At 73.8% G+C, this 23,025-nt stretch carries 15 protein-coding genes and 1 pseudogene; 10 read left to right on the forward strand and 6 right to left on the reverse strand.

Annotated elements, in window-relative coordinates; all coding sequences use genetic code 11:
• The first annotated feature begins 9 nt into the window (after positions 1–9).
• The 7 genes and pseudogenes from OG276_RS39765 to OG276_RS39795 all read left to right on the forward strand — a co-directional run.
• A complete protein-coding gene (locus OG276_RS39765; RefSeq protein WP_266914545.1) occupies positions 10–975 on the forward strand; it encodes an ornithine carbamoyltransferase in 966 nt (321 codons plus the stop codon).
• Positions 972–2,393, forward strand: a complete 1,422-nt coding sequence (locus OG276_RS39770; protein ID WP_266914547.1) for an MFS transporter — start codon at positions 972–974, stop codon at positions 2,391–2,393. The genes OG276_RS39765 and OG276_RS39770 overlap by 4 nt, the downstream gene beginning before the upstream one ends.
• A gap of 47 nt (positions 2,394–2,440) precedes the next feature.
• Positions 2,441–3,388, forward strand: a complete 948-nt coding sequence (locus OG276_RS39775; protein WP_266914641.1) for a TauD/TfdA family dioxygenase — start codon at positions 2,441–2,443, stop codon at positions 3,386–3,388.
• Positions 3,389–3,392: 4 nt separating this feature from the next.
• Entirely contained in the window at positions 3,393–4,172 is a 780-nt protein-coding gene (locus OG276_RS39780; RefSeq protein WP_266914549.1) for a thioesterase II family protein, read from the forward strand.
• Complete coding sequence (locus OG276_RS39785) at positions 4,165–10,155, forward strand: non-ribosomal peptide synthetase (protein ID WP_266914551.1); 5,991 nt, start codon at positions 4,165–4,167, stop codon at positions 10,153–10,155. Before OG276_RS39780 ends, OG276_RS39785 begins: the two co-directional genes overlap by 8 nt.
• Before the next feature lies 1 nt (position 10,156).
• A complete protein-coding gene (locus OG276_RS39790) occupies positions 10,157–10,561 on the forward strand; it encodes a hypothetical protein (RefSeq protein ID WP_266914553.1) in 405 nt (134 codons plus the stop codon).
• A gap of 32 nt (positions 10,562–10,593) precedes the next feature.
• A pseudogene (locus tag OG276_RS39795) lies at positions 10,594–11,520 on the forward strand (hydroxyacid dehydrogenase); the annotation flags it as partial.
• Positions 11,521–11,634: 114 nt separating this feature from the next.
• On the opposite strand, the gene OG276_RS39800 reads toward OG276_RS39795, so the two are convergent.
• The 5 genes from OG276_RS39800 to OG276_RS39820 all read right to left on the reverse strand — a co-directional run bounded on the left by OG276_RS39800 (position 11,635) and on the right by OG276_RS39820 (position 19,327).
• A complete protein-coding gene (locus tag OG276_RS39800) occupies positions 11,635–13,539 on the reverse strand; it encodes an ABC transporter permease (protein WP_266914555.1) in 1,905 nt (634 codons plus the stop codon).
• Entirely contained in the window at positions 13,533–14,270 is a 738-nt protein-coding gene (locus OG276_RS39805) for an ABC transporter ATP-binding protein (RefSeq protein WP_266914557.1), read from the reverse strand. The genes OG276_RS39800 and OG276_RS39805 overlap by 7 nt, the downstream gene beginning before the upstream one ends.
• Positions 14,271–14,307: 37 nt before the next feature.
• A complete protein-coding gene (locus OG276_RS39810; RefSeq protein ID WP_266914559.1) occupies positions 14,308–16,038 on the reverse strand; it encodes a BTAD domain-containing putative transcriptional regulator in 1,731 nt (576 codons plus the stop codon).
• 412 nt (positions 16,039–16,450) lie between these two features.
• On the reverse strand, positions 16,451–17,587 hold the full coding sequence (locus OG276_RS39815) for an alpha/beta hydrolase (protein ID WP_266914561.1): 1,137 nt from the start codon (positions 17,585–17,587) through the stop codon (positions 16,451–16,453).
• Between the two features lie 105 nt (positions 17,588–17,692).
• A complete protein-coding gene (locus tag OG276_RS39820; protein WP_266914563.1) occupies positions 17,693–19,327 on the reverse strand; it encodes a phosphodiester glycosidase family protein in 1,635 nt (544 codons plus the stop codon).
• Between the two features lie 132 nt (positions 19,328–19,459).
• Here OG276_RS39820 and OG276_RS39825 point away from each other — a divergent pair, with 132 nt between their 5' ends.
• The gene (locus OG276_RS39825) at positions 19,460–20,362 is read left to right on the forward strand and encodes a DUF6193 family natural product biosynthesis protein (RefSeq protein ID WP_266914565.1); all 903 of its coding nucleotides are present in this window, start codon (positions 19,460–19,462) and stop codon (positions 20,360–20,362) included.
• Positions 20,363–20,425: 63 nt separating this feature from the next.
• Here the strand turns inward: OG276_RS39825 and OG276_RS39830 are convergent, their stop codons facing one another.
• Positions 20,426–21,253 carry an SDR family NAD(P)-dependent oxidoreductase gene (locus tag OG276_RS39830; RefSeq protein ID WP_266914567.1) on the reverse strand — a complete coding sequence of 276 codons (828 nt, stop codon included), beginning with the start codon at positions 21,251–21,253 and terminating at the stop codon, positions 20,426–20,428.
• A 207-nt stretch (positions 21,254–21,460) separates the two neighbouring features.
• Here OG276_RS39830 and OG276_RS39835 point away from each other — a divergent pair, with 207 nt between their 5' ends.
• Both OG276_RS39835 and OG276_RS39840 read left to right on the forward strand, forming a co-directional pair.
• Positions 21,461–22,405 (forward strand): AraC family transcriptional regulator, encoded by a 945-nt coding sequence (locus OG276_RS39835; protein WP_266914569.1) that lies wholly within the window; start codon positions 21,461–21,463, stop codon positions 22,403–22,405.
• A 55-nt stretch (positions 22,406–22,460) separates the two neighbouring features.
• Positions 22,461–22,877, forward strand: a complete 417-nt coding sequence (locus OG276_RS39840; RefSeq protein ID WP_266914571.1) for a hypothetical protein — start codon at positions 22,461–22,463, stop codon at positions 22,875–22,877.
• The last annotated feature ends 148 nt before the right edge of the window (positions 22,878–23,025 follow it).

Here is a 23,025-nt window from a genome sequence, read left to right on the forward strand (position 1 = left end):
GAGGACACCGTGTCAGCCCGACACCTCATCTCCCTCGACGACCTCACCGACGCCGAGCTGTACGCCGTGGTCGAGCGCGGCGCCGCCTTCTCCGGCGGCGCCGCCCCCCGGGACCCGCTGGCCGGACTGGTCACCGGCGTGTACTTCCGCAAGACCTCCACCCGCACCCGTACCGCCTTCTCCTCCGGGGTGCTGCGCCTGGGAGGGACGATCGTCACCTACGGCGCCGACGACCTCCAGCTCAACACCGGGGAGACCACCGAGGACACCGGCCGGGTCTTCTCCCGGATGCTCGACCTGCTGGTCGCCCGGACCGCCGGCGACCCCGCGGAGATGCGCGGCTGGGCCTCCCAGTCCCAGATGTCCGTGGTCAACGCGATGAGCGCCGAGGAGCACCCCACCCAGGGGCTCACCGACCTCACCACCCTCCTCGGCCGCTTCGGCCGGATCCGCGACCTGCGCGTGCTGTACGTCGGCGAGGGCAACAACACCGCCGCCGCACTGGCCCTCGGCCTGACCCGCTACCCGGGCACCACGCTCGAACTGCGCACCCCGCCCGGCTACGGCCTCGCCCCCGGCATCCGGGAGCGGGCCCTGGCCCACGCCCGGGCCCACGGCGCCACCCTCACCGAGCACCACCACATGCGGGACCTGCCCGCCGGCGTCGACGCCGTCTACACCTCCCGCTGGCAGACCACGGGCAGCAGCAAGGCCGACCCCGACTGGCGCGAGCTCTTCGCCCCGTTCCAGGTCACCGCCGCCCTGTGGCGGACCAGCCCGCAGGCCGCCTTCCTGCACGACCTGCCCGCCCACCGCGGCGAGGAAGTCACCGCCGAGGTGCTCGACGGACCGCACAGCATCGCCTTCCAGCAGGCCGAGAACAAGATGCACAGCGCCATGGCCGTCCTGGAGTGGTGCGCCGCCGGCGCCGCCGCCGCGGGCGTCCGCCGTGCGCGGGAAGCACGGGCGGCATGACCCTCCTCGAAGAACGCCCCGCCCCCGGCGAGCCCGAGGCCCGGGCCACCCCGCTGCGCCGCAACCGCGACTTCCTGCTGCTGTGGACCGGCGCCGGGTTCTCGCTGCTCGGCGTGCAGGCCGCCCAGGCCGCGTACCCGCTGCTGATGATCTGGCAGGGCTCGGTCGCCGGCGCCGGCCTGGTCGGCTTCGCCGCCCTGCTGCCGCACCTGCTGGTCCAGCTCCCGGCCGGCGCCCTCGTCGACCGCTGGGACCGGCGCAAGCTGATGATCCTCTGCGACCTCGTGGGCCTGCTCTCCATGGGCAGCGTCGCGGCGGCCCTGGCCACCGGCCACATGTGGCTCCCGCACGTGATGGCCGCCGCCTTCCTGGAGGGCGCGGCGTTCGTCTTCTACCGGCTCGCCGAACGCGCCGCGGTGCGCAACGTGGTGCACCCCGCCCACCTGCCGGCCGCGCTCTCCCAGAACGAGGCCCGCAGCCAGGTCGCCGGCCTGCTGGGTCAGCCGGCCGGGGTCGCCCTCTTCGCCCTCACCCGGTGGCTGCCGTTCGGCGTCACCGCCCTCGCCCACCTGGTGGCCCTGGGCTGCGTCCTGTTCATCCGCAAGGAGCTCCAGGAAGAGCGCACCGCGGCGCCGCGCAGCCTGCGGGCCGAGGTGTCCGAGGGAGTGGCCTGGGTGTGGCGGCAGAAGTTCATGCGCGCCGCCGTCGCCCTGGTCGCCGGCAGCAACATGCTCTTCCAGATCCTCAACCTCTCCCTGGTACTGATCTTCAAGGAGGCCGGGCACTCGCCCGCACTGCTCGGGGTCCTCGGGCTGATGGAAGGCGTGGGCGGCGCACTCGGCGCCCTGAGCGCCTCGTGGTGCCTCAAGCGGCTGGCCCCCTCGACCGTGGTGATCAGCGCGTTCGCCCTGTGGGCCGCGCTGATGGCCCCGGTGGCCTTCCTCTCCGCCCCGCTCGCCCTCGGCGCCCTGTGCGGCGGCATGGCCTTCGCCGGCTCCCTGATGAACGTGGGCGCCGGGGTCCACCAGATGAGGATCACCCCCGACGAGATGCAGGGCCGCGTCAGCAGCGTGTTCATGCTCATGGCCTCCGGGATGAACTCCGCCGGAGCCCTCCTGGGCGGCCTGCTGCTGGCCGCCTTCCCCACCTCCACCACGGTGCTCGGCATCTCCGCCGCCATGGCGCTGATGACCGTCCTCGCCGCGGTGAACCCCGCGATCCGCGGGGCCGGCCGCGAGCCCGAGGCCGGGCCGGCCGCGGACCCGAAGGCCGCCGGCCCGCAGGCCTCCCCGGCCATCGAGGACCGCGCAACCGCAATCGCAACCGCAGCCGGCACCGCACCCCACGCCGAGCCCCGCCCCGTACCCCGTACGGCAGCCGGCTCCGACACGAGCGACGAGAAGGTCGACCCGTCATGACGACAACCCAGCCCGAACAGACCCGCACCACCACCCTGCCGCTCGTCATGGAACACGACGGCGCCCACCCCGGCATCACCGAGTACATCGACGCCGAACGGACCAGGATCCGCGCCGCCCTGCACGAGCACGGAGCCGTCCTGCTGCGCGGCTTCCCCCTCGGCGGGGTCGACGGGTTCGACGCCTCCGTACGGGCCCTGTCCGGCGCTCCGCTCGCGTACTCCGAGCGGTCCTCGCCGCGCTCCACCATCAAGGGCAACGTCTACACCTCGACGGACTACCCGCCGGACGAGGAGATCTTCCTCCACAACGAGAACTCCTACCAGTCGTCCTGGCCGCGCCTGCTCTACTTCTGCTGCATCGCGGAGCCGGACTCCCTCGGGGCCACCCCGCTCGCCGACACCCGCCGCATCCTGGACCTCGTCCACCCCGACGTGCGCGAGGAGTTCACCCGCCGCAGTTGGATGGCCACCCGCACCTTCCACCCCGGCTTCGGCATCCCGTGGGAGTCCGTCTTCAACACCGACGACCGCGCCGAGGTCGAGCGCCTGGCCGCCGCCAAGGACCTCGGCCTGGAGTGGCTGCCCGGCGGCGGGATGCGCACCCGGGCCGTGCGCGACGCGGTGCACCGCCACCCCGTGACCGGCGAGGCGGTCTGGTTCAACCACATCACCTTCTTCCACCACACCACCCTGCTGCCCGACGTCCGCGAGGGGCTGCTGGAGCTGTTCGCCGAGGAGGAGCTGCCGAGCAACACGTACTACGGGGACGGCGGCCGGATCCCCGACGACGTACTGGACCACCTGCGCTCCTGCTACCGGCAGGCCAGCGTCCGCTTCGACTGGCGGCGGGACGACGTCCTCGTCGTGGACAACATGCTCTCCAGCCACGGCCGCGAGCCCTTCACCGGCCCCCGCAAGATCGCCGTCGCCATGGCCGAGCCCCACACCCCCGCCCCGGCCCACACCCCTACCCCCTCCGGCACGGAGGGCTGACGCGATGCCGGTCCTCAAGACCCCGACCGCTTCCGCCTGGCTGCGCGTCTTCGCCCCCCGGCCCGCGGCCCGCACGCGGCTGTTCTGCTTCCCGCACGCGGGCGGCGGAGCCAGCGCCTTCCGCGAGCTGGCCGAGGCCGCGCCGCCGGAGCTGGAGGTCGTCGCCGTGCAGTACCCGGGGCGCCAGGACCGGTTCGACGAACCACCGGTCACCGACATGGCCGTCATGCTCCGCGAACTCGCCCGCGCCATCGAACCCTGGCTCGACCTGCCGGCCGCCTTCTTCGGCCACAGCATGGGCGCCACCCTCGCCTTCGAGACCGCCCGGCTGCTGCGCCCCCGCCACCCGTCCGCCGTGGTCCGGCTGTTCGCCTCCGCCCGCAAGGCCCCCCACATCGACACCCGGGACCGGCTCCCGCTCCCCGACGACGAGGCCGTACTGGCCTACGTACGCCGCCTGGGCGGCACGGGCGCCGGACTGCTGGAGATCCCCGAACTGCGCGAACTGACCCTGCCCACCCTGCGCGGGGACTTCCGGCTCCTCACCGGCCACCGCTACGCCCCCGGAGCCCCCCTCACCTGCCCGCTCACCGTCGTCACCGGGACCGACGACGCCTCCTGCACCCCGCAGGACGCCGCCGCCTGGGCCCGCCACACCGTCGCCGGACACGAGGTCCACACCTTCCCCGGCGGCCACTTCTACCTCGAAGGGCGGGCCGGCGAACTCATGGACTTCCTCACCGGCCGGCTCGGCCTCGACCCCGCTGGAGACCGTCATGCCTGAGATGTTCCCGCCCTCGCGGCTGCCCCTGTCGGCCGCCCAGACCGGACTGTGGTTCGCCCACCAGCTCGACAGCACCGGCCGCGGCTACAACGTGGGCGAGTACTTCGCCATCGACGGCCCCGTGGACCACGCCCTGATGGAGCAGGCCTGGCACACCCTGCTGCTGGAGGCCGACGTCCTGCGGGTGCGCACCATCTCCGAGGACGACGACGGCCTGTGGCAGTACCTCGACGACACCCTGCCGCCGCTGCCCGCCCCCGACTTCAGCGCCGAGCCCGACCCGATGGCCGCCGCCGAGGCCTGGATGCGGGCCGACCTCAACCGGCCCGTCGACCTCGCCGCCGGAGGCCTCAGCACCTTCGCCCTCGTCAAGGTCGCCGACCGGCGGTTCCTCTACTTCCACCGCTTCCACCACCTCGTCATCGACGGCGTCGCCGGCGCCATGGTCGGACGCCGCATCGCCGAGCTGTACACCGCCCTCACCGAGGGCCGCGCCGCCGAACCCTGCGACTTCCTCCCGCTGACCGACGTCCTCGCCGAGGACGCCGCCTACCGGGCCTCCGACCAGGCCGCCGCCGACCGCACCCACTGGGCCGAACGCCTCGCCTCGCTGCCCGCCCCCGTCACCCTGCCCGGCACCCCCCAGGGCGCACCCACCGCACAGGAACTCGCCGCCGGAGCGCCCTCCTTCATCCGCCGCACCCGCATCGTCGGGCAGGACCGCGCCGACCAGCTCTCCGACGCCGCGCGCGCCGCCCGCACCCGCCGGCCGATCCTCCTGATCGCCGCCATGGCCGCCTACCTGTCCCGGATGACCGGCCGGAGCGACGTGGTCATCGGCCTGCCCGTCACCGGCCGCGTCGGGAAGGCCGTACGCCGCACCCCCTGCTTCGCCTCCACCGTCATGCCCCTGCACATCGACGTCCGGCCCGGCGAGAGCCTCGCCGAGCTCACCCCCCGCGTCTCCGAACAGGTCCGCACCCTGGTCCGCCACCAGGGCTGCCGCTACGAGGACCTGCGCCGCGAACTCGGCCTGACCGGAACCGACATGGGCCTCATCGGCCCCGTCGTCAACATCATGGCCTTCGACTACCAGATCTCCTTCGGCGGCCATGCGGCCACCGCCCACAACCTCTCCCTCGGCCCCGTCGAAGGCCTCGCCCTCGCCGTGTACGACCGCGCCGACGGCAACGGCCTGCGCTTCGACTTCGACGCCGACCCCGCCCAGTACTCCCGCTCCGAGGTCGCCTCCTACCAGGACCGGTTCGTCGCCTTCCTCGACGCCGTGGTCGCCGCACCCGAGCGCCCCCTCGACACCGTCCCCCTCCTCGGCAGCGCCGAACTCCTCACGATCACCGAGACCTGGAACGACACCGCCTCCCCCGTCGAACCGGCCACCATCGCCGCCCTCTTCGAGGCCCGCGTCCACCGCACGCCCGACCTGATCGCCGTCGCGGACGACACCGGCGAGCTGACCTACGCCGAGCTGGGCGCGCGGGCCAACCGGCTCGCCCACCACCTCATCGCCGCCGGCGCCGGCCCCGAGACCACCGTCGCCCTGGCCCTGCCCCGCTCGGCCGTCTGGCTGACCGCCCTGCTCGCCGTCTCCAAGGCCGGCGGCGCCTACCTCTCCATCGACGCGAACTACCCCGCCGAGCGCATCGCGTACATGCTCGAGGACGCCCGCCCCGTCTGCGCCGTGACCACCACGGAAACCGCCGACGTCATCGCCGGCGGCTGCCCCCGCCTGGTCCTCGACGACCCCGCCACCGCGGCCGCCGTAGCCGCCCGCTCCGCCGCCGACCCGGCCGACACCGACCGCCGCGCCCCGCTCTCCCCGCAGAACACCGCCTACGTCATCTACACCTCGGGCTCCACCGGCCGCCCCAAGGGCGTCGCCGTCCCCCACACCGGCATCGCCTCCCTGCTCACCGCCCAGCGCGAGGGCATGCGCCTCGACACCGACAGCCGCGTCCTGCAGTTCTCCTCGCCCAGCTTCGACGCCGCCACCTTCGAAGTCGTCTCCGCGGTCCTCGCCGGCGGCCGCCTCGTCCTGGCCCCCGCCGACCAGCTGCTCCCCGGCGAAGGACTCGTGGAACTCGTCGCCCGGCACGGCATCACCCACCTCACCCTGCCGCCGGCCGCCCTGTCCGTACTGCCCACCGACTCCCTGCCCACCGTGCGCACCCTGCTCGTCGCCGGCGAAGCCTGCCCACCCTCGCTCGTCGCCCGCTGGGCCCCCCGCCTGCGCATGGTCAACGGCTACGGGCCCACCGAGACCACCGTCTGCACCACCATGAGCGCGCCGCTGTCCGGCGCCGTCGTCCCGCCCATCGGCCGCCCCATCACCAACATGCGCGTCTACGTCCTGGACGAGGGACTGCGCCCCGTACCGCCCGGCGTCCCCGGCGAGCTGTACGCCGCCGGCCCCGGACTCGCCCGCGGCTACGCCGGCCGCCCCGGCCTCACGGCCGACCGCTTCCAGCCGTGCCCCTTCGGACCGCCCGGCGACCGCATGTACCGCACCGGCGACCTCGTGCGCTGGCACCCCGACGGCCACCTCGACTACATCGGCCGCAGCGACCACCAGGTCAAGATCCGCGGCTACCGGATCGAACCCGGCGAGATCGAGAGCGTCCTCGCCCGCCACCCGGCCGTGGCCCAGGCCGTCGTCGTCGCCCGCGAGGACCGCCCCGGCAGCCGCCGCCTCGTCGCCTACGCCGCCCCCGCACCCGGCGCCGGCCCCCTCGACCCCGCCGCACTGCGCGCCCACGTCGCCGACGTCCTGCCGTCCTTCATGGTCCCCGCCGCCGTCGTCGTCCTCGACGCCCTGCCCCTGACCCCCAACGGCAAGGTCGACCGCGACGCCCTGCCCGTACCCGACCTGACCGACACCGGACACGGCCGCACCCCCGTCACCGAACGGGAGGAGATCCTCGCCCGCCTCTTCCAGGAGGTCCTCGGCGTGGAACGGGCCGGCGCCGACGCCTCCTTCTTCGAGCTCGGCGGCGACAGCATCATGGCCATCCAGCTCGTCGCCCGAGCCCGCGAACACGGACTGCGCCTGACCCCCTCCGACATCTTCAAACTGCGCACCGTCGAAGCCCTGGCCGTCGCCGCCCGCACCGACGACGCCCTGGCCACCCCGTCCGAACCGGCGACCGCCGCACTGGGCCCCGTACCGCTCCCGCCCGTCGCCCGCGACGTACTGGGCCGCGGCGGCTCCGTCGACGGATTCCACCAGGCGATGCTCCTCGCCCTGCCCGCCGACACCGACGACGAACTGCTCGCCGAGGCCCTGCACATCCTCCTCGACCACCACGACGCCCTGCGCGCCCGGCTGGAGCGCGAGCACCAGCGCCTGATCGTCCCGCGCAAGGGCCTGCGCTACCCCGGCCTGCTCACCCGCACCGACACCGCCGGCCTCACCGGCGCCGCCCTCGACGCCGCCGTACACAGCGCCGCCGAGACCGCCCGCGCCACCCTGGACCCGGCGGCCGGACGGATGGTCGCCGCCGTACGCTTCGACGCCGGCCCCGGCCGGCCCGGCCGGCCCGGCCGGCTGCTGCTCGCCATCCACCACCTCGTCGTCGACGGCGTCTCCTGGCGGATCCTGCCGCCCGACCTCAAAGCCGCCTACGAGGCCCTCGCCGACGGCCGCACCCCGACCCTGCCGCCCGTGCCCACCTCCTACCGCACCTGGGCCAACCACCAGCTGCGCACCGCCGAAGCCGGCGCCCGGCGCGCCGAACTCCCCCTCTGGGAGGCCATGACCGACATCCCCCAGCCGGGCATCGGCGCCCGCCCCGTCGACCCGGCCACCGACACCGCCGCCACCGCCCGCCACATCAGGACCGCGCTCCCCACCGAGGTGACCACCGCCCTGCTGGGCCCCGTCACCGCCGCCTTCCACGGCCGGATGGACGACATCCTGCTCACCGGCCTCGCCCTGGCCGTCGCCGAATGGCGCGGACGCCGAGCCACCGCCGCCCCCGGCACCCCGCTCCTCGTCGACCTCGAACGCCACGGCCGCGCCGAGGAGGGCGCCCTCGACCTCTCCCGCACCGTCGGCTGGTTCACCGCCGTCCACCCCGTCCGCCTGGAGACCGGCAGCCCCCACTGGGCCGAGATCACCTCCGGCGGCCCCGCCGCGGGCCGAGCCGTCAAGGCCGTCAAGGAACAGCTGCGCGCCGTCCCCGGCGACGGCCTGGGCCACGGGCCGCTGCGCCACCTCGATCCACAGACCCGCGACCGGCTGGCGGCCCTGCCCGCACCCCGCGTCCTGTTCAACTACCTGGGACGCCTCGGCAGCGCCACCGACGACGCCGCGCCCTGGCAGCCGCTGCCCGGCGACGCCCTGCCCGACGGAGCCGACCCCGGCCTGCCCGCCGCCCACGCCCTGGAGGTCAACGTCCTGGCCCGCGAGGGCGCCTCGGGCCCCGAGCTGTACGCCGACTGGGGCGCCCCCGCCGGAGTCCTCACCGAGGAGGCCCTGACCGAACTCGCCGCCCTGTGGAGCGAGGCCCTGTGCGGCATCGCCCTGCACGCCTCCCGCCCCGGCGCCGGCGGCCGCACCCCCGGCGACTTCCCGCTCGCGGCCCTCACCCAGCAGGACGTGGAAACGCTCGAACAGGCCGTCCCCGACCTGACCGACGTCCTGCCCCTCACCCCGCTCCAGGAAGGCTTCCTCTTCCACGCCCTCGAAGCCGACGGCGCCGACGACACCTACAACACCCAGGTCGCCTTCGACTTCGAGGGACCCCTCGACGCCGCCGCACTGCGCACCGCCGGCCAAGCCCTCCTGGACCGCCACCCCAACCTGCGGGCCGGCTTCCACCACGAAGGCGTCGGCGAACCCGTCCAGGCCGTCAGCGCCACGGCCGCCTTGCCGTGGGCCGAACACGACCTGAGCGATGTGCCCGCCCCCGCACGCGAGGAGGCCGCCGCCCGGCTCGCCGCACAAGAACGCCTCCGCGGATTCGACCTGACCCGCCCGCCCCTGCTGCGCCTCACCCTGGTCCGGCTGGCCCCCGACCACCACCGGCTGCTCCTGAGCACCCACCACATCGTCTGGGACGGCTGGTCCCTGCCCGTCGCCGCCCGGGAACTGTTCACCCTGTGGGCCGGCCGCGGCGACACCCTGCCCCCGGTCGCCCCCTACCGCGACTACCTCGGCTGGCTCGTCACCCAGGACCAGGCCGCAGCCGAAGAGGCCTGGAGCGCCTACCTCGACGGGATCGAGGAACCCACCCTCATCGCACCCGAAGCCGCCGACCGGCCCGCCGTGGCCCAGCAGCAGGTCACCCACCTGGTCCCCGACGCGCTCCTGGCCCGGCTCGCCGAGCGCGCCCGCGCCCACGGCATCACCCTCAACACCCAGTACCAGACGGCCTGGGGCCTGGTCCTCGCCCAGGCCACCGGATCCCAGGACGTCGTCTTCGGCGCCACCGTCTCGGGCCGCCCGCCCGAGGTGCCCGGCATCGAACGCATGATCGGCATGCTCTGCAACACCCTCCCCGTACGCGTGCGCACCGACGGCCGCGAACCCCTCCACGCGCTCCTGACCCGGCTCCAGGCCGAACAGGTCCGCCTGATGGCCCACCACCACCTCGGACTCTCCCGCGTCCAGCGCCTCACCACCGGCCGGGAGCTCTTCGACACCACCACCATGCTCGTCAACTACCCCCTCGACACCGAGGCCCTGGCCTCCGCCGTCACCGGCCCCCGGCTGGCCGCACTCGCGGTCCAGGACGCCACGCACTACCCCCTGCGGCTCATCGCCGTCCCCGTCGACGGCGGACTCGAACTGCGCCTGGGCCACCGCCCCGACGTGTACGGCGCCGACGAGGCGCGGGTGTTCCTGGAGCGCATGACACGCGCCCTGGAAGCCATGGCAGACGCCCCGGAACAGTCCGTGGGCTCCATCGAACTGCTCTCGCAGGCCGAGCGGGACCAAGTCCTCATCCAGTGGGGTGGCTACTAAAATGCGCACCGACCGGCTCACCGCTCTCGTCTCCCTCGCCCTGCTGGCCGCCGCGGCCACCGGCTGCCAGGAGACCACCGGCGCGAGTTCCTCCGCGCCCTACCCGTGCGGGCGCACCATCGCCTCCGCCGACACCTTCGCGAGCTCCGCGGACGACATCGAGAAGGACCCCGAAAGCGTCGCCCGCAGCGCGGGCGCCCTCGCCGGCGAACTGCGCGCCGCCGGAGAGAAGACCACCGACGCCGAGGTGCGCACCGCACTCGGCGAGTTCGCGGGCGTCTACGAGGAGTTCGCGGACCGCATCCGCACCTCCGACCCCAGCAAGGGCAAGGTCGGCGAACTGGAGAAGACCTTCACCAAGCTCGAAGCCGCCGGGGACCGCCTCGACCGCGCCTGCTCCGCCTGACCCCCGCCCTTCCGGAAGGACACCGACACCCCATGCGCGCACCCGTAGTCCTCATCACCGAACCCCTCGCCGCCTCCGCCACCCGGGCCCTGGGCCCCGGCACCGAGATCCGCCACGTCGACGGCACCGACCGCACGGCCCTGCTGGCCGCCCTCGCCGACGCCGACGCCGTACTCATCCGCAGCGCCACCCGGATGGACGCCGAAGCCATCGCCGCCGCCCCGCGCCTCAAAGCCATCGGCCGGGCCGGCGTCGGCGTCGACAACGTCGACCTCCCCGCCGCCACCGCCGCCGGGGTGAGCGTCGTCAACGCCCCCGACGCCAACAGCGTCAGCGCGGCCGAGCTCACCGTCGCCCTCCTGCTCGCCGTGGCCCGCCACGTGCCGCGCGCCGACGCCTCGCTGCGCGCCGGCTCCTGGCAGCGCTCCGCCTTCGGCGGCGTCGAACTGTCCGGCAAGGTCCTCGGCGTCATCGGCCTCGGCCGCATCGGCACCCTCGTCGCCCGCCGGCTCGCCGCCTTCGACATGCGGGTACTGGCCCACGACCCCTACGCCGACCCGCAGGTGGCCGCCGCGGAGGGCATCCGCCTCGTCCCCCTGGAGGAACTCCTCGACAGCGCGGACTTCATCACCGTCCACCTGCCGCGCACCCCCCAGACCACCGGCCTGCTCGGCTTCGAAGCGTTCCGCCGGATGAAGCCGGGCGTGCGGATCGTCAACGCCGCCCGCGGCGGCATCATCGACGAGAACGAGCTGTACGCCGCCCTCAAGGAAGGCCGCGTCGCCGGCGCCGGCCTCGACGTCTTCACCGTCGAACCCTGCACCGACCACGAGCTGTTCACCCTGGACAACGTCGTGGTCACCCCCCACCTGGGAGCCTCCACCGGCGAGGCCCAGGACCGGGCCGGATCCGACGCCGCCGACTCCGTCCGCCGCGTCCTCGCCGGAGAAGCGGTCCCCACCGTCAACCGGCCGGCCGCACCGTCCCTGCCCGTGATCATGGCCGCGTAACGCGACAGGCCGTGCGGCCCGGATCACCCGGGCCGCACGGCCTGCTCGATCGGCCCGCGGCTCTCACGCCGCGCCGGGCGCCACCCGCCCGCGCAGCAGCACGGCCGCCGACAGCACCGCCGCCGGCACCGCGACCGCGGCGCAGGACGCCGCCACCGCCGCCATCGCACCCCACGGCAGCGACAACGGCGCCGCCGATCCGACCAGCACCGACAGCGCCGACCACGTGCCCAGCACGTTCAGCGCCGTCACCAGGACGCCCAGCAGCGCCCCCGCCACCACGACCACCGCCGCCTCGACGGCCACCAGGCGCAGGACCTGGCCGCCGGTGGCACCGCTCAGCCGCAGCACCGCCAGATCGCGGCTCCGGTCAGAGGTCGCCGAGACCATCGTCCCCGCCAGCGCGATCAGCGAGTACAGCAGCGCCAGCCCCAGCACCACGAAGATCGCCAGCCGGCTCTCCCGCTTGGTCTCCGGCTGCGAAGCCGCGATCCACTCCTCCGCGGTGACCACCCGCGCGCCCTGCGCGCCCACGGCCGCGGCCAGCGACGCCGCCACCGCGGCCCGGTCCGCGCCCGGCTCCAGCCGGACCTCGACCCGGTCGGGCCTGGCCCCCGCCCCGTTGGCGGCCGTGACGTAGGCCCCGTTGCCGCCGGTGCCCCGGCGCATCACCGCGGCTACCGTGAGCGAGACCTTCGTACCGTCCGCCCGCCACACCTCGACCGGCTGGCCCACGGCCGTCACCGGCCACTCGTCGTTCACGACGATCGACGTGTCGTCCAGGTCCTTCACCGAGCCCTCGACCAGCGGCAGCCGGGACAGCTCCGCGAAGGCCGCGGGGTCGACCACCCGCGCCGGCTCCGGCGTCCGCACCAGGCCCTCGTACAGGAACTCGACGGTGGTGGCCGCCGAGACCGCCGACCGCGTGCCCGGCACGGCCGCCGCGGCCACGGCCGCGTCCGACAGCCCCGCGTCCGAGGTCACCACGAAGTCGGCCGCCGTCCGGCTGCGGACCTCGTCCGCCCGGCCCGCACCGACCGTGTCCGTCGACCCCAGCAGCGACCCGGCGAGCGCCACGCTCACCAGCACCGGAGCCGCGAGCGCCGAGGTCCGCCGGACACCCGCCGCCGCGCTCTCGCGCACCAGCATGCCCACCGCCCCCCGCATCCGCGCCGCCGGCCATGCCACCAGCCGCACCAGCGGCCCCGCCGCCAGCGGGGTCAGCAGCGCGAACGCGCCGATGAGCACCATCGGCTGCGTCGTGTACGTCTTGCGCTTGAGCAGGTCCGCCGGATCCGACACCAGTTTCGACACCAGCAGCCCCACGCCGAGCGCCAGCAGCAGACCGCCGAACAGCCAGCGCCCCACGGTCATCACCCGCTTGTCGACCGCGGCCTCCCGCAGCACCTCGACCGCACTGGTCTTCGCTGCCCGCCCGGACGCGACGAAGGCCCCGGTCAGCGCGACCACCAGACCCGTACCGAAGGCCACCGCGTACGGCCAGACCCGCGCCTCCACGGTCAGCCAGTCCGGCGCCAGCCCCTCGCGGGCCATCCACTCCACCAGGGCCGGCCCACCGGCGCTGCCGATCAGGCAGCCCAGCACCGCGGCCGGCACGGCCACCAGCGCCGCCTCGGCGACCACCGCGACCCGCAGCTGGCGCCCGGTGGCGCCGGCGGAGCGCAGCAGACCGAACTCGCGCTGCCGCTGCGCCACCGCGAAGGCGAACGCGGACGACACCACGAACACCGAGGTGAAGGTGGTCACCGCCGCCGCGGTGCCGAGCATCGCGTTGACCGTGAACACCGCCTCCGCGTCACGGTCCTTCAGCTCCTGCGGCGCGTCCAGGGTCGCCGCGAGGGCGAGCCCCATCGACGCCGTCAGGCCCACACCCAGCGCGACCGCGAGGAAGACGCCGGCGAAGTGCGTCCACCGGGACCGGACCGTCGCCAGCACCACGCTCAGCACGGAACCTCCTCCAGCGTGGTCATCCGCTCGGCCACCTCGTGGGCGGTCGGCCGCAGCAGTTCCCCGCTCAGCTGACCGTCCGCGAGGAAGACCACCCGGTCCGCGTAGGAGGCGGCCACCGGGTCGTGCGTCACCATCACGACCGTCTGGCCGCCCTGGTCCACCAGCGAGCGCAGCAGCCGCAGCACCTCACGGCCCGTCGTGGAGTCCAGGGCGCCCGTCGGCTCGTCGCCGAACAGCACGTCCGGCCGGGTGATCAGCGCGCGGGCGAGGGCCACCCGCTGCTGCTGGCCGCCCGACATCTCGGAGGGGCGGTGGCCCGCACGGTCGGCGAGACCCACCCGGCCCAGTGCCTCGCGCACCGCCTCCTTGCCCGGCTTGCGGCCGGCCAGCCGCAGCGGCAGCACCACGTTCTGCTCCGCCGTCAGCATCGGCAGCAGGTTGAACTGCTGGAAGACGAAACCGATCCGGTCGCGGCGGAGCAGGGTCAGCGCCCTCTCCGACAGCCCGGTCAGCTCCGTGCCGCCCACCACGACGGAACCGGAGTCGGGCCGGTCGAGCCCCGCCGCGCACTGCAGGAGCGTCGACTTCCCCGATCCCGAAGGGCCCATGATCGCGGTGAACGAACCGGCGGGCAGGGTCAGACTGACCCCGCCGAGCGCTGTGACCGCGTGGTCGCCGCCGCCGTAGGTCTTCGTCACCGACGTCAGCACGACTGCGTCGTTGCTCATATTCCTCTGTCTCTCGTGGATGGTGAGGGGTTACGGATCAGCTCGCTGCGGGCAGTGCCGCATCGGCCATCCGTACGGGCAGGGATCGGGCGTAGAGCAGTACGAGCCGGTGAAAGCGGTACTGGAGCACGCCGCCGGCCGGGTCGGCCGGTTCGATCAGGGAGGCGTCCGCCAGTTGTTCCAGCAGATCCTCGGCGGTCGCGTGGGAAAGCCCGAGCAGGGTGGTGGCGGCCGACACCGTGAACGACCTCTCGCCCAGCGGAGCCAGACGGCGCAGCATGTCCAGGGGGACCGAGGTCCGGCGGGCCCACTGCCGCAGCGAGCGGCCCATGTCCAGGTCGCCGAAGCGCAGTTCGCGCAGCCGGTTGCCCGGGTCCTCCAGCCGGCCGGCCAGCAGCCCCACCGACCAGCGGGGCCGCGAGGCCAGCCGGGCTCCGGCGATCCGCAGGGCCAGCGGCAGGCCGTCGCAGTGCTCCACGATCCGCCGGGCGGCGGCCAGGTCGGCCGCCACGCGCTCCGTACCGGCCGCCGCCGCGAGTACGGCGAGGCTGTCGTCCTCACCCATCGGCTCCACGACGACGGTGTGCGGACCGGTCGCCAGGGCCAGATGGGTGTGCCCGGTCACCAGCGCCGCCGCGGCCGTCCCCGCGGGCAGCAGGGCGGCGAGCTGGCCGCCGTCCGTCACGTTGTCCAGCACGACGAGCAGCCGCAGCCCGTCGGTGCGGGCGCGGTACAGGCGCACCAGTTCGTCGAGATCGTGACTCGCGGCGGCCGCCGCCTCGTGCCCGAGGGCGCGCAGCAGCTGCACCAGGACGGCCCGGGTGTCCTTGGAGCCGCCCTCACCGTCCGCGAGGTCCGCGTACAGCTGTCCGTCGGGGAAGTCGTCCGCGCAGCCGTGCGCCGCGCGCAGCGCCAGCGCCGTCTTGCCGACCCCGGCCATCCCGGTGATCAGCCCCCGGCGGGGCCGTCCGGCGGGCGCCAGCAGCCGCCGGGCCGCGGCGAGCTCCCGCTCGCGGCCGACGAAGGGGCCCGGCTCCGCCGGCAGCATCGCGGGGGCGGGCCGCGACGCGAAGACGAGCACTCCGGCGCCGGAGGGAACCGGGGTGACGGCGAGCGAACCGTCCAGCACCGACTGGTAGGCGTCGGTGAGTTCGGCGCCCGGCTCCACCCCGAGCTCCTCGGCCAGCGCCCCGCGGCCCTCGTGGAAGGAGCGCAGCGCGTCCGCCTGGCGTCCGGACCGGTACAGGGCGGTCATCAGCTGCGCCCGCATCCGCTCGCGCAGCGGGAACTCCCCGACCAGCCGGGTGAGTTCCGCCGTGACCTGCTGGTGGCGCCCGAGCGCGAGGTCGGCCTCCATCCGGTTCTCCAGGGCCGCGGCCCGTCCCTCTTCCCACTGGGGTCCGTCGTTCTCGACGAGGAACTCCGTGGTGTGCCCCAGCGCGGGCCCGTGCCACAGGTCCAGCGCCTGGCCCAGCAGCGTCCCCGCCTCGTCGTACCGGCCCTGCTGGAGCGCCGTGCGCCCCTGGCGCTCCAGCCGCTCGAAGTCGACGATGTCGATCCGGCTGCCCTCGGCGTCGATGGCGTACCCGGGGGCCCGCCGGACGATCGTGACCTCGGGCTCCAGCAGCTTGCGCAGCCGCGAGACGTACGTGTAGATCTGCGCGCTCATCGTCACCGGCGGGCACATGCCCCACAACAGCCAGCTCAGCCGGGAGTCGGGCACCACCCTCCCCCGGGCGAGCAGCAGCGCCGCCAGCAGCGTACGCATCTTGGCCCCCGAGAGGCCCACGGGCCGGCCGTCGCGTCTGGCTTCAACGGGGCCGAGCAAGCAGAATTCCATGGTTCCCCCGTTGGAAGTCGTGTGGTGTGCCCCCCACTCTGCCCACCACCTCTGTCCCCCCGCTTTCGATTCGATTTCGCCGGCGGACGCACGAGGGCCTCCGGCCGCCCTCCGAAGATCCTCCACCGTGCCGTCCCGCTCCGCAGGAGGAACTCCGTAGCGCCCCGTCCCGCTGCCGGGGAACGCCGCAGGACATCGCGCCGAAGTCGTGGCCCGGGCCGCGCTGACGGCCGGGCGCACTGCGTGCGTCCCGGTGGAGACCGGCCGGACCGGCCGGACCGGCCGTCCAGCACTCCGGGGCCGTGGTGGCACCGGCGCCTGCACCCCGTGGGGGTCGTCCTCAGCCGCGGGTCCAGCGGAAGTCGACTTCCGGGTAGCGCGGGGAGGGGCTGTTCAGCAGGGGGGACGGCCGGCCCTTCAGGAACCGGTCCAGGCACAGCCGGGTATAGGTCCGGATCAGCTCGGTCGAGCGGGCCGGGTCCAGGGTCCCGAGCAGTTCGGCGTACAGGTCGGCCGGCCAGGACTCCGCCAGGCCGCCGGGAACGGCGAAGTGCGGCAGATCGGTGTAGGTGAGGTGCCCGGTGTCGCGCACCCGCAGCTGGCGGCCCCAGCCGCGCTGGTGCTCGCGCCAGCGCCGCCAGGTGTCGTGGTCCTCCAGCGCGGTGAGCAGCAGGTACGGGCGATCCAGCCCGAGGTCGGCCACCGGCGAGCCGAACAGGGCGCCGTCGAGGTTGACCCCGACGGTGAAGCGCTCGTCCACCCGGAGGAGTTCGGCCGCCGCGGCGCCGCCCATGGAATGGCCGACGACGCCGATCCCGCGCGGATCCGCGCAGGGCGTCCGCCGCCGACGGGTCAGGGTCGTGGCGACGAACCGGAGGTCACCGACGCGCGCTTCTATTTCCAGGCGCTCCTGGCGGTCCCAGTCGTCCGACTCCTCGGGCAGCACGCTGTGGACGGCCCGGCCGTCGGGGAATTCCACCACCGCGGCGTCGTAGGTGTGGTCGATGCCCGCGACCAGGTACCCGTACGAGGCGAGCTCCTCGGCCAGGGCGGTGCAGTTGCTGCGGCCGCCCTTGCGCCCGTGCCCGAGCAGCACCAGCGGCAGCGCTCCCGGCACGGCCGGCGCGCCGGTCCGGGCGTGCGGCCGTACGGCCCCCAGGGTGCCCGCCTTGAGCGGCAGACCCGCCTCCAGGGCGGCGGCGACCCGGCTCGTGGTGTACGGGGCCCTGCGGCAGCCGGCAGTGGTCAGCGCGGGGTACCAGAGCTGCACCATCAGCTCGCGCGGCCTGCGGTCCGGCGCGAGGGGGTCGTCACGGTCGTGGTCGACCAGGTGCAGGTCGATGGTGCCCACCGGCCGCCGGGACGTGGGAGCGGGCAACTCGATGACCTGCCCGGCGGCCCGCGCGGGCACGGAGGGCAGGGCGACGGCCCCCGCGCTCACTCCGGCGAGAACCAGGAGGGACCGGCGCGAGACCATCAACCACCCCAAGGCGACTGCGTTCAGAAGGACTTGACGAATGCCCACCCTAGAAGGTCTGGACCATTCTGCCTAGCTCCGCGTGCACCGGAGCCGGCCGCTGTCTCAGCGGCCGGGCGCCGCGCCGTGCAGCAGCAGGACGTTGCCGAGCAACCGCGGACCCGTGGCGTCCGAGGGGCGGTTGACGACGCCCGACCCCGCGGTGACCATCGCGCTCGATCCGCCGCCGTCGAGGTTCAGCGCCTCCCGGGCGCCCAAGGACTTCATCAGCTTTGCGGAAGCGGCCACGCTCAAGCCCTCGCTCCACCCGGCCCGGCGCCCGTCCACGACGACCAGCAGCAGTCGCCCCTGGCCGTCGACGCCGATCATGGAGCGCGGGTTGCCGCGGACCACCCAGTTGTAGGTGAAGGTCTGGTCGCCCTCCTCACGGATGATGCCGTCGGCGAGGGCGTTCACCGCGATCCGCCCGTCCCGGACCAGCGTCGGGCCGACCTGGAGGATCGTGGTGTCCGGGGTGAGCGGGACGTCGTATCCGGCGCCGTCCAGGACGCGCTGGGTGATGCCCAGCCGGGCTCCGGGGCGCGCGTGCGCCACCAGCCACTCGGCGCTCTCCCCGATCGCCTGGAGCGTGGAGCCGCCCGCGGGCGCCTTGGCCCCGCGCGTGCGGTGCACCGCCGTCACCCGGTCGTCGCGGTCCAGGACCACCTCGGCGCCCGCTCCGGTCGGCGGGGTGCTCCACTCGGGGGTGAAGCGGACGAGCTCGCTCGCGTCGGTGCACTTGAAATCGTGCTTCGGGTGCTGGGTGGGCTGGTCTCCGCCGACGCCCCCGCAGTTCCAGATCTCGCCGGGGATCCGGTTGACACCGTCGATCTCCCTCGTGGAGCCGCCCGCCCTGACCGTGATCCGGGTGGAGTACGTGTCGACGTCCAACTGCCGCCCGCCGTCCGTGATCCTGAATCCCCCGCGGCCCTGGGTCGCCGCACCCAGCAGCCGGCCGTCCTTGACGTACAGGCCGAGCGACGCGCCGCCCGCCGCGAACCACTGGGCGTTGACGCCCGCGAGCGCCCCGGTGGCGGCCGCCAGGTCGGGCAGCTTCTCGTGGACGTCGATGCTCGGCCCGAAGTCACTGGCCAGACGGCCGGTGAACCGCTTGAAGTCCACCCGCAGGACGAACACCCGCTGCAGGGCGTCGGCGTCCGTGCCGTCCTGCGCCGTGTACCGGGTGTCCCCGGCGAATCCGGCCGCCCGGACCTGGGCGAGCGCGGCCGTCGCCGCGCGCTGGTCGGCGTACCGGCCGATCCGCACGGTCCACCCCAGGGTGCCGCCCGGGCGGTCGGCGAAGGCGGGGATGAGGACCCGTTCCACCCGGGGTTCGAAGCCCTTGGCCCGCAGGGCCGCGGCCACCTGGTCGGCACGCTCCTTGGGGCCGAGGGCCGCGGTGGCCTGACCGTAGGAGCCGTCGGCGGTCAAGGGCTGGTTCACGTGGACGGTCCAGACGTCGTCGGCGTCCGTCAGACCGCGGACGATCGAGGTCTGGGTGACCCCGGGTGCGATCACGGTGGACTGCGCCGACTCGGGGAACGGGAGCGTACTGGGTTCGGGAGCAGCGGCCTCCACCGGACTCGGGGCCGCGGTCGGCCGCCCCGCTGCTCCGGTGGCCGGCGCCGCACCGAGGGCGGCGAGCGCGCAGACGGCGAGGACGGCAACGGACGACACGGCGAGGTGCGGTGGCTGACGCATGCGGCTCTCCCTGAAGGTGAGGTGGTGCGTCCGTCCAGTGCAGGAGCGACACGTGGCGGGTGGCGCAACACAGCTTGCTGCGCGCATGAATTCCCCGGGAACGAGCCAGGGGCCACCTCAGATTCCTCTGCAATGGCCCCTGACCTGCACGAATCGGTATGCGGTGATCAAGGCGGCCGCATACTCTTGATCTTTCTGATTGCGGGGGTTGGCATGGGTGGCTCGACGATGAGGCCTGACGCTGAGCAGTACCCGGAGGTGGCGGCCGCGGGAGGAGACCTGACGGCGGCGCTGCAAGCTGCCGCCGTGAAGACGGGCACGCGGTTGGTCGGGCTGCGCGACCCGTACTCCCCCACGGGACTGTCACGCCACTTCGCGGCCGACTTTGCGGCGGAGTGCGGGGCTGTCCAGGTGGAACTCCGCCCCGAACGCCGCGGGATCGAGGTGCTGCTGAGGTTGCCGCTCGCGGGTGTCGCCGGTGTGTGTGCGGTGCGATCCCTGGAGGCCGCCATCGAGGTGGTCCAGGACTGGCAGGCGGGGACGCCTCTGGCGGACATGGCCGCCCGGTGGGAACTCCTGAGGGTGAGTCCGGAGGCCCTGGCACATGACCAGGGAAAGGGCGTCGCCCATGAGTGGGGGTACCTCCGCGGCCTGCCCGATCGGCTTGTCGACCACGACCTGGTGGAGGCGGCGTTCCGTTCTCCGGAACTGAGCGCCTTGTTTCCCATGGTCGGTCACGGATCCCTGCAGTTCCGCCGGCTCACGGTCTCCGACCCCGGAAGCGACGTCCCGAGCATCTTTCCTCTGGGAGAAGGCCGCTGGCAGGTCATCTCCCTGTGGGACCGGGACATTCCCGTACGTACGGCCGACACCGCCGACGAGGCAGTGAGGCTGGTGGTGGAAGGGCTCCCGCAAGGGTGCGGTTCCGCGGTCGAAGTCATCCACGACGCCAGGCGGGCGATGGCGAGCAAGGCCCGCGACGGTGACGGAACTCAGCAGGACAGCCCGGTCCCCACGAGGAGTCCGCACGGCTGAGAATCCCCGTCGACAACCGTCTGCTCTTGGACGACACGGTTGCCCTGGTCACCGCGGCACCGATCAGGCGGGCTTGGTGCCCTGGGCCTCGACGGCCACGTCCTGCCAGTCGGCCCAGACCTTGAGCCGGTCGGCGTAGGCCTGCGGGATCATCTCGTTGCCCTGGGTGCCGAAGAAGACGCGCAGCGGCGGGTTGTCGGAGTCGACGACCTTCAGCAGCGCGGCAGCGGCGGCGGTGGGGTCACCGAAGTCGAGGGTCTGCATGAACGCGCCCAGCGCGTCCCGTACCCCGTCGTACACGGCGATGGGGTCCGCGGAGACGGCCGAGGCGCCGCCCCAGTCGGTGGCGTACGCGCCGGGCTCGACGAGGGTGACCTTGATGCCGAGCCCGGCGACCTCCTGGGCCAGGGCTTCGCTCAGGCCTTCGAGCGCCCACTTCGAAGCGTGGTAGCCGCCGACGAGCGGCCAGGCGACGACGCCGCCGGTGGAGGAGATCTGCACGATGTGGCCGCTGCCCTGCGCGCGCAGGTACGGCAGGGCGGCCTGGGTCACCCACAGGGCGCCGAACAGGTTGGTCTCCATCTGGTCGCGCAGGGCCGACTCGGTCAACTCCTCGACGGCGCCGAACAGGCCGAAGCCGGCGTTGTTCACGATGACGTCGAGGCGGCCGAAGTGCTCCTGTGCCTGCTTGACGGCGGCGAACACCGCGCCCTTGTCCGTCACGTCCAGCTTGAGCGCGAGGACGGAGTCGCCGTAGGCGGCCACCAGGTCCTTGAGCGTCTCGGTGTCGCGGGCCGTCGCGGCGACCTTGTCACCGCGCGACAGAGCCGCCTCGACGTACCGCCGGCCGAAGCCGCGGGAGGAACCGGTGACGAACCAGATCTTGCTCATGATGTGTGCTCCGTACGCGAAGGACTCGCAAGTGACGTGTCGGCCGGGCCGGCCGACAGCGGGGTGGTCGAAGGCGCCTCGGGGCGCCTCTTCGCTTTTGACTCTAGGAACCCAATCGCAGAGGATCCATGGCGTAAACGATCAAAAACTTGCCGAATCGTCTCGACTCAGCGTCAAGAACGTGCTGCCGCAGATACGCTGCCCGGTATGGATGTACTCGCTGACGTACTGGCCACCACCGGATTCAACGGGGTCCTGCTCGCCCAGCTCCGCTCCCGCGGCTCCGGCTGGGGCTGTGCGCTGGAGCAGCAGAACACCGCCGGCTTCCACCTGGTGGCCGAGGGCACCTGCTGGCTGCGCGTCGAGGGCCGGCCGCCGCTGCAGCTCGTGTCCGGCGATGTCGTCCTGCTGCCCCGCGGCGAACCGCACACCCTGGCCGGCACCCCCGAAACGGACGCGGTGCCGTACGCCGAACTCGAAGCCGCCCACCCCCCGGGCCGCGAGGGCGTCGTCGACCTCGGAGGTCTCGGGCCCGCCCTGCGCATCGTCTGCGGCAAGTTCACCTACGACGGCGACGCCGCGCAGCACCCGGTCCTGTCCGCCTTGCCGGCCGTGATCCACGTTCCCGGCATGAGCGCCGACCCGGAACTGCAGGGCATCATCCGGCTGCTGGTCGCCGAGACCACCCGCACCCGGCCCGGAGCGCGGGTCGTGGCAGCCCGGCTGACCGACGTCCTCTTCGTCCAGGTGATCCGCGCCTGGCTCGACCTCACCGACGCCGGGGCGGGACAGCGGTCCTGGCTCACCGCGTTGCGCGACCCGCGGATCGGCGCCGCGCTCTCGCTGGTCCACGACGCTCCGCAGCACCCGTGGACGGTGGAGGGCCTGGCCCGCGACGTCGCCATGTCCCGCCCCGCGTTCGCACGGCAGTTCAAGGAACTGGTCGGCGACACTCCGCTGGCGTACGTGTCCCGGCTGCGCATCGGCCTGGCTGCCCGACTGCTGCGCGAGACGGACGACCTGGTCGGCGACATCGGGGCAGCCGTCGGCTACACCTCCGAGTTCACCTTCTCCCGCGCCTTCTCCCGGGAACTGGGCATCGCCCCCGGCCGCTACCGCCGAGCCGCCCAGACCCGGCCCGAGGCCGCCTGAGCGGGGCGTCGCATTGAAGGAGACCTCGAGAGCGGTGTGCTGGCATGATCGTGCGATGCCTTCTGCCGTCGAGTTCTTCGTCGCTCCGGATGACGGAGTGGCTTCCGAGATGGGGCCTCAGCATCGGGACCACGGTTTCCCGGCGTTCATGTGTGCGGGCCTCTACCCCGATGATGCGATGGGGGACTGGGAGGTCCTCCTGGGCGGGGGCGTGGCCACGAAGCCGCGGGTCGTCGTAGCGATGGCGAACGACGGTTTTGAAGCGTTCGCGTTCCCGGAGCGCCTGCGCTTGGCCCTGGCAAGGGCAAGCGCGGAGCGGCTGGTTGAGGTCGCCAGGGCGTGGGTCGGGCTCGCGACGATGAAGGACGAGGGGATTTCGGCCGAGGAAGCGATCGAGATCCTCACCGAGGTAGCCGACCTCGCCCGCACCGCCGAAGCCTCGCGTCAGCCTCTGTACTGCTGGGCGATCTAGGCCGCCCGTCCAAACACGCGAGGCAGAACCATGGGCCGGCGGAGGCCATGACGCGCGTACTCGACGGGGCGGTGCGATGACCCCAGGGGTAATCGCACCGCCCCACCCCACTCGGCTACGTTCCGGTCATCGCTCACACCCCCGGAAC

Source organism: Streptomyces sp. NBC_00086, from assembly GCF_026343255.1.
Classification (GTDB): Bacteria; Actinomycetota; Actinomycetes; order Streptomycetales; family Streptomycetaceae; genus Streptomyces.

Bases quoted from the DNA above. Each gene is read 5' to 3' on its own strand.
- OG276_RS39770 (WP_266914547.1), top strand. From the start codon at position 972: ATGACCCTCCTCGAAGAACGCCCCGCCCCCGGCGAGCCCGAGGCCCGG.
- OG276_RS39775 (WP_266914641.1), top strand. From the start codon at position 2,441: ATGGAACACGACGGCGCCCACCCCGGCATCACCGAGTACATCGACGCC.
- OG276_RS39780 (WP_266914549.1), top strand. From the start codon at position 3,393: ATGCCGGTCCTCAAGACCCCGACCGCTTCCGCCTGGCTGCGCGTCTTC.
- OG276_RS39785 (WP_266914551.1), top strand. From the start codon at position 4,165: ATGCCTGAGATGTTCCCGCCCTCGCGGCTGCCCCTGTCGGCCGCCCAG.
- OG276_RS39790 (WP_266914553.1), top strand. From the start codon at position 10,157: ATGCGCACCGACCGGCTCACCGCTCTCGTCTCCCTCGCCCTGCTGGCC.
- OG276_RS39805 (WP_266914557.1), bottom strand. From the start codon at position 14,270: ATGAGCAACGACGCAGTCGTGCTGACGTCGGTGACGAAGACCTACGGC.
- OG276_RS39810 (WP_266914559.1), bottom strand. From the start codon at position 16,038: ATGCGTACGCTGCTGGCGGCGCTGCTGCTCGCCCGGGGGAGGGTGGTG.
- OG276_RS39815 (WP_266914561.1), bottom strand. From the start codon at position 17,587: ATGGTCTCGCGCCGGTCCCTCCTGGTTCTCGCCGGAGTGAGCGCGGGG.
- OG276_RS39820 (WP_266914563.1), bottom strand. From the start codon at position 19,327: ATGCGTCAGCCACCGCACCTCGCCGTGTCGTCCGTTGCCGTCCTCGCC.
- OG276_RS39825 (WP_266914565.1), top strand. From the start codon at position 19,460: ATGGCCCCTGACCTGCACGAATCGGTATGCGGTGATCAAGGCGGCCGC.
- OG276_RS39830 (WP_266914567.1), bottom strand. From the start codon at position 21,253: ATGAGCAAGATCTGGTTCGTCACCGGTTCCTCCCGCGGCTTCGGCCGG.
- OG276_RS39835 (WP_266914569.1), top strand. From the start codon at position 21,461: ATGGATGTACTCGCTGACGTACTGGCCACCACCGGATTCAACGGGGTC.
- OG276_RS39840 (WP_266914571.1), top strand. From the start codon at position 22,461: ATGCCTTCTGCCGTCGAGTTCTTCGTCGCTCCGGATGACGGAGTGGCT.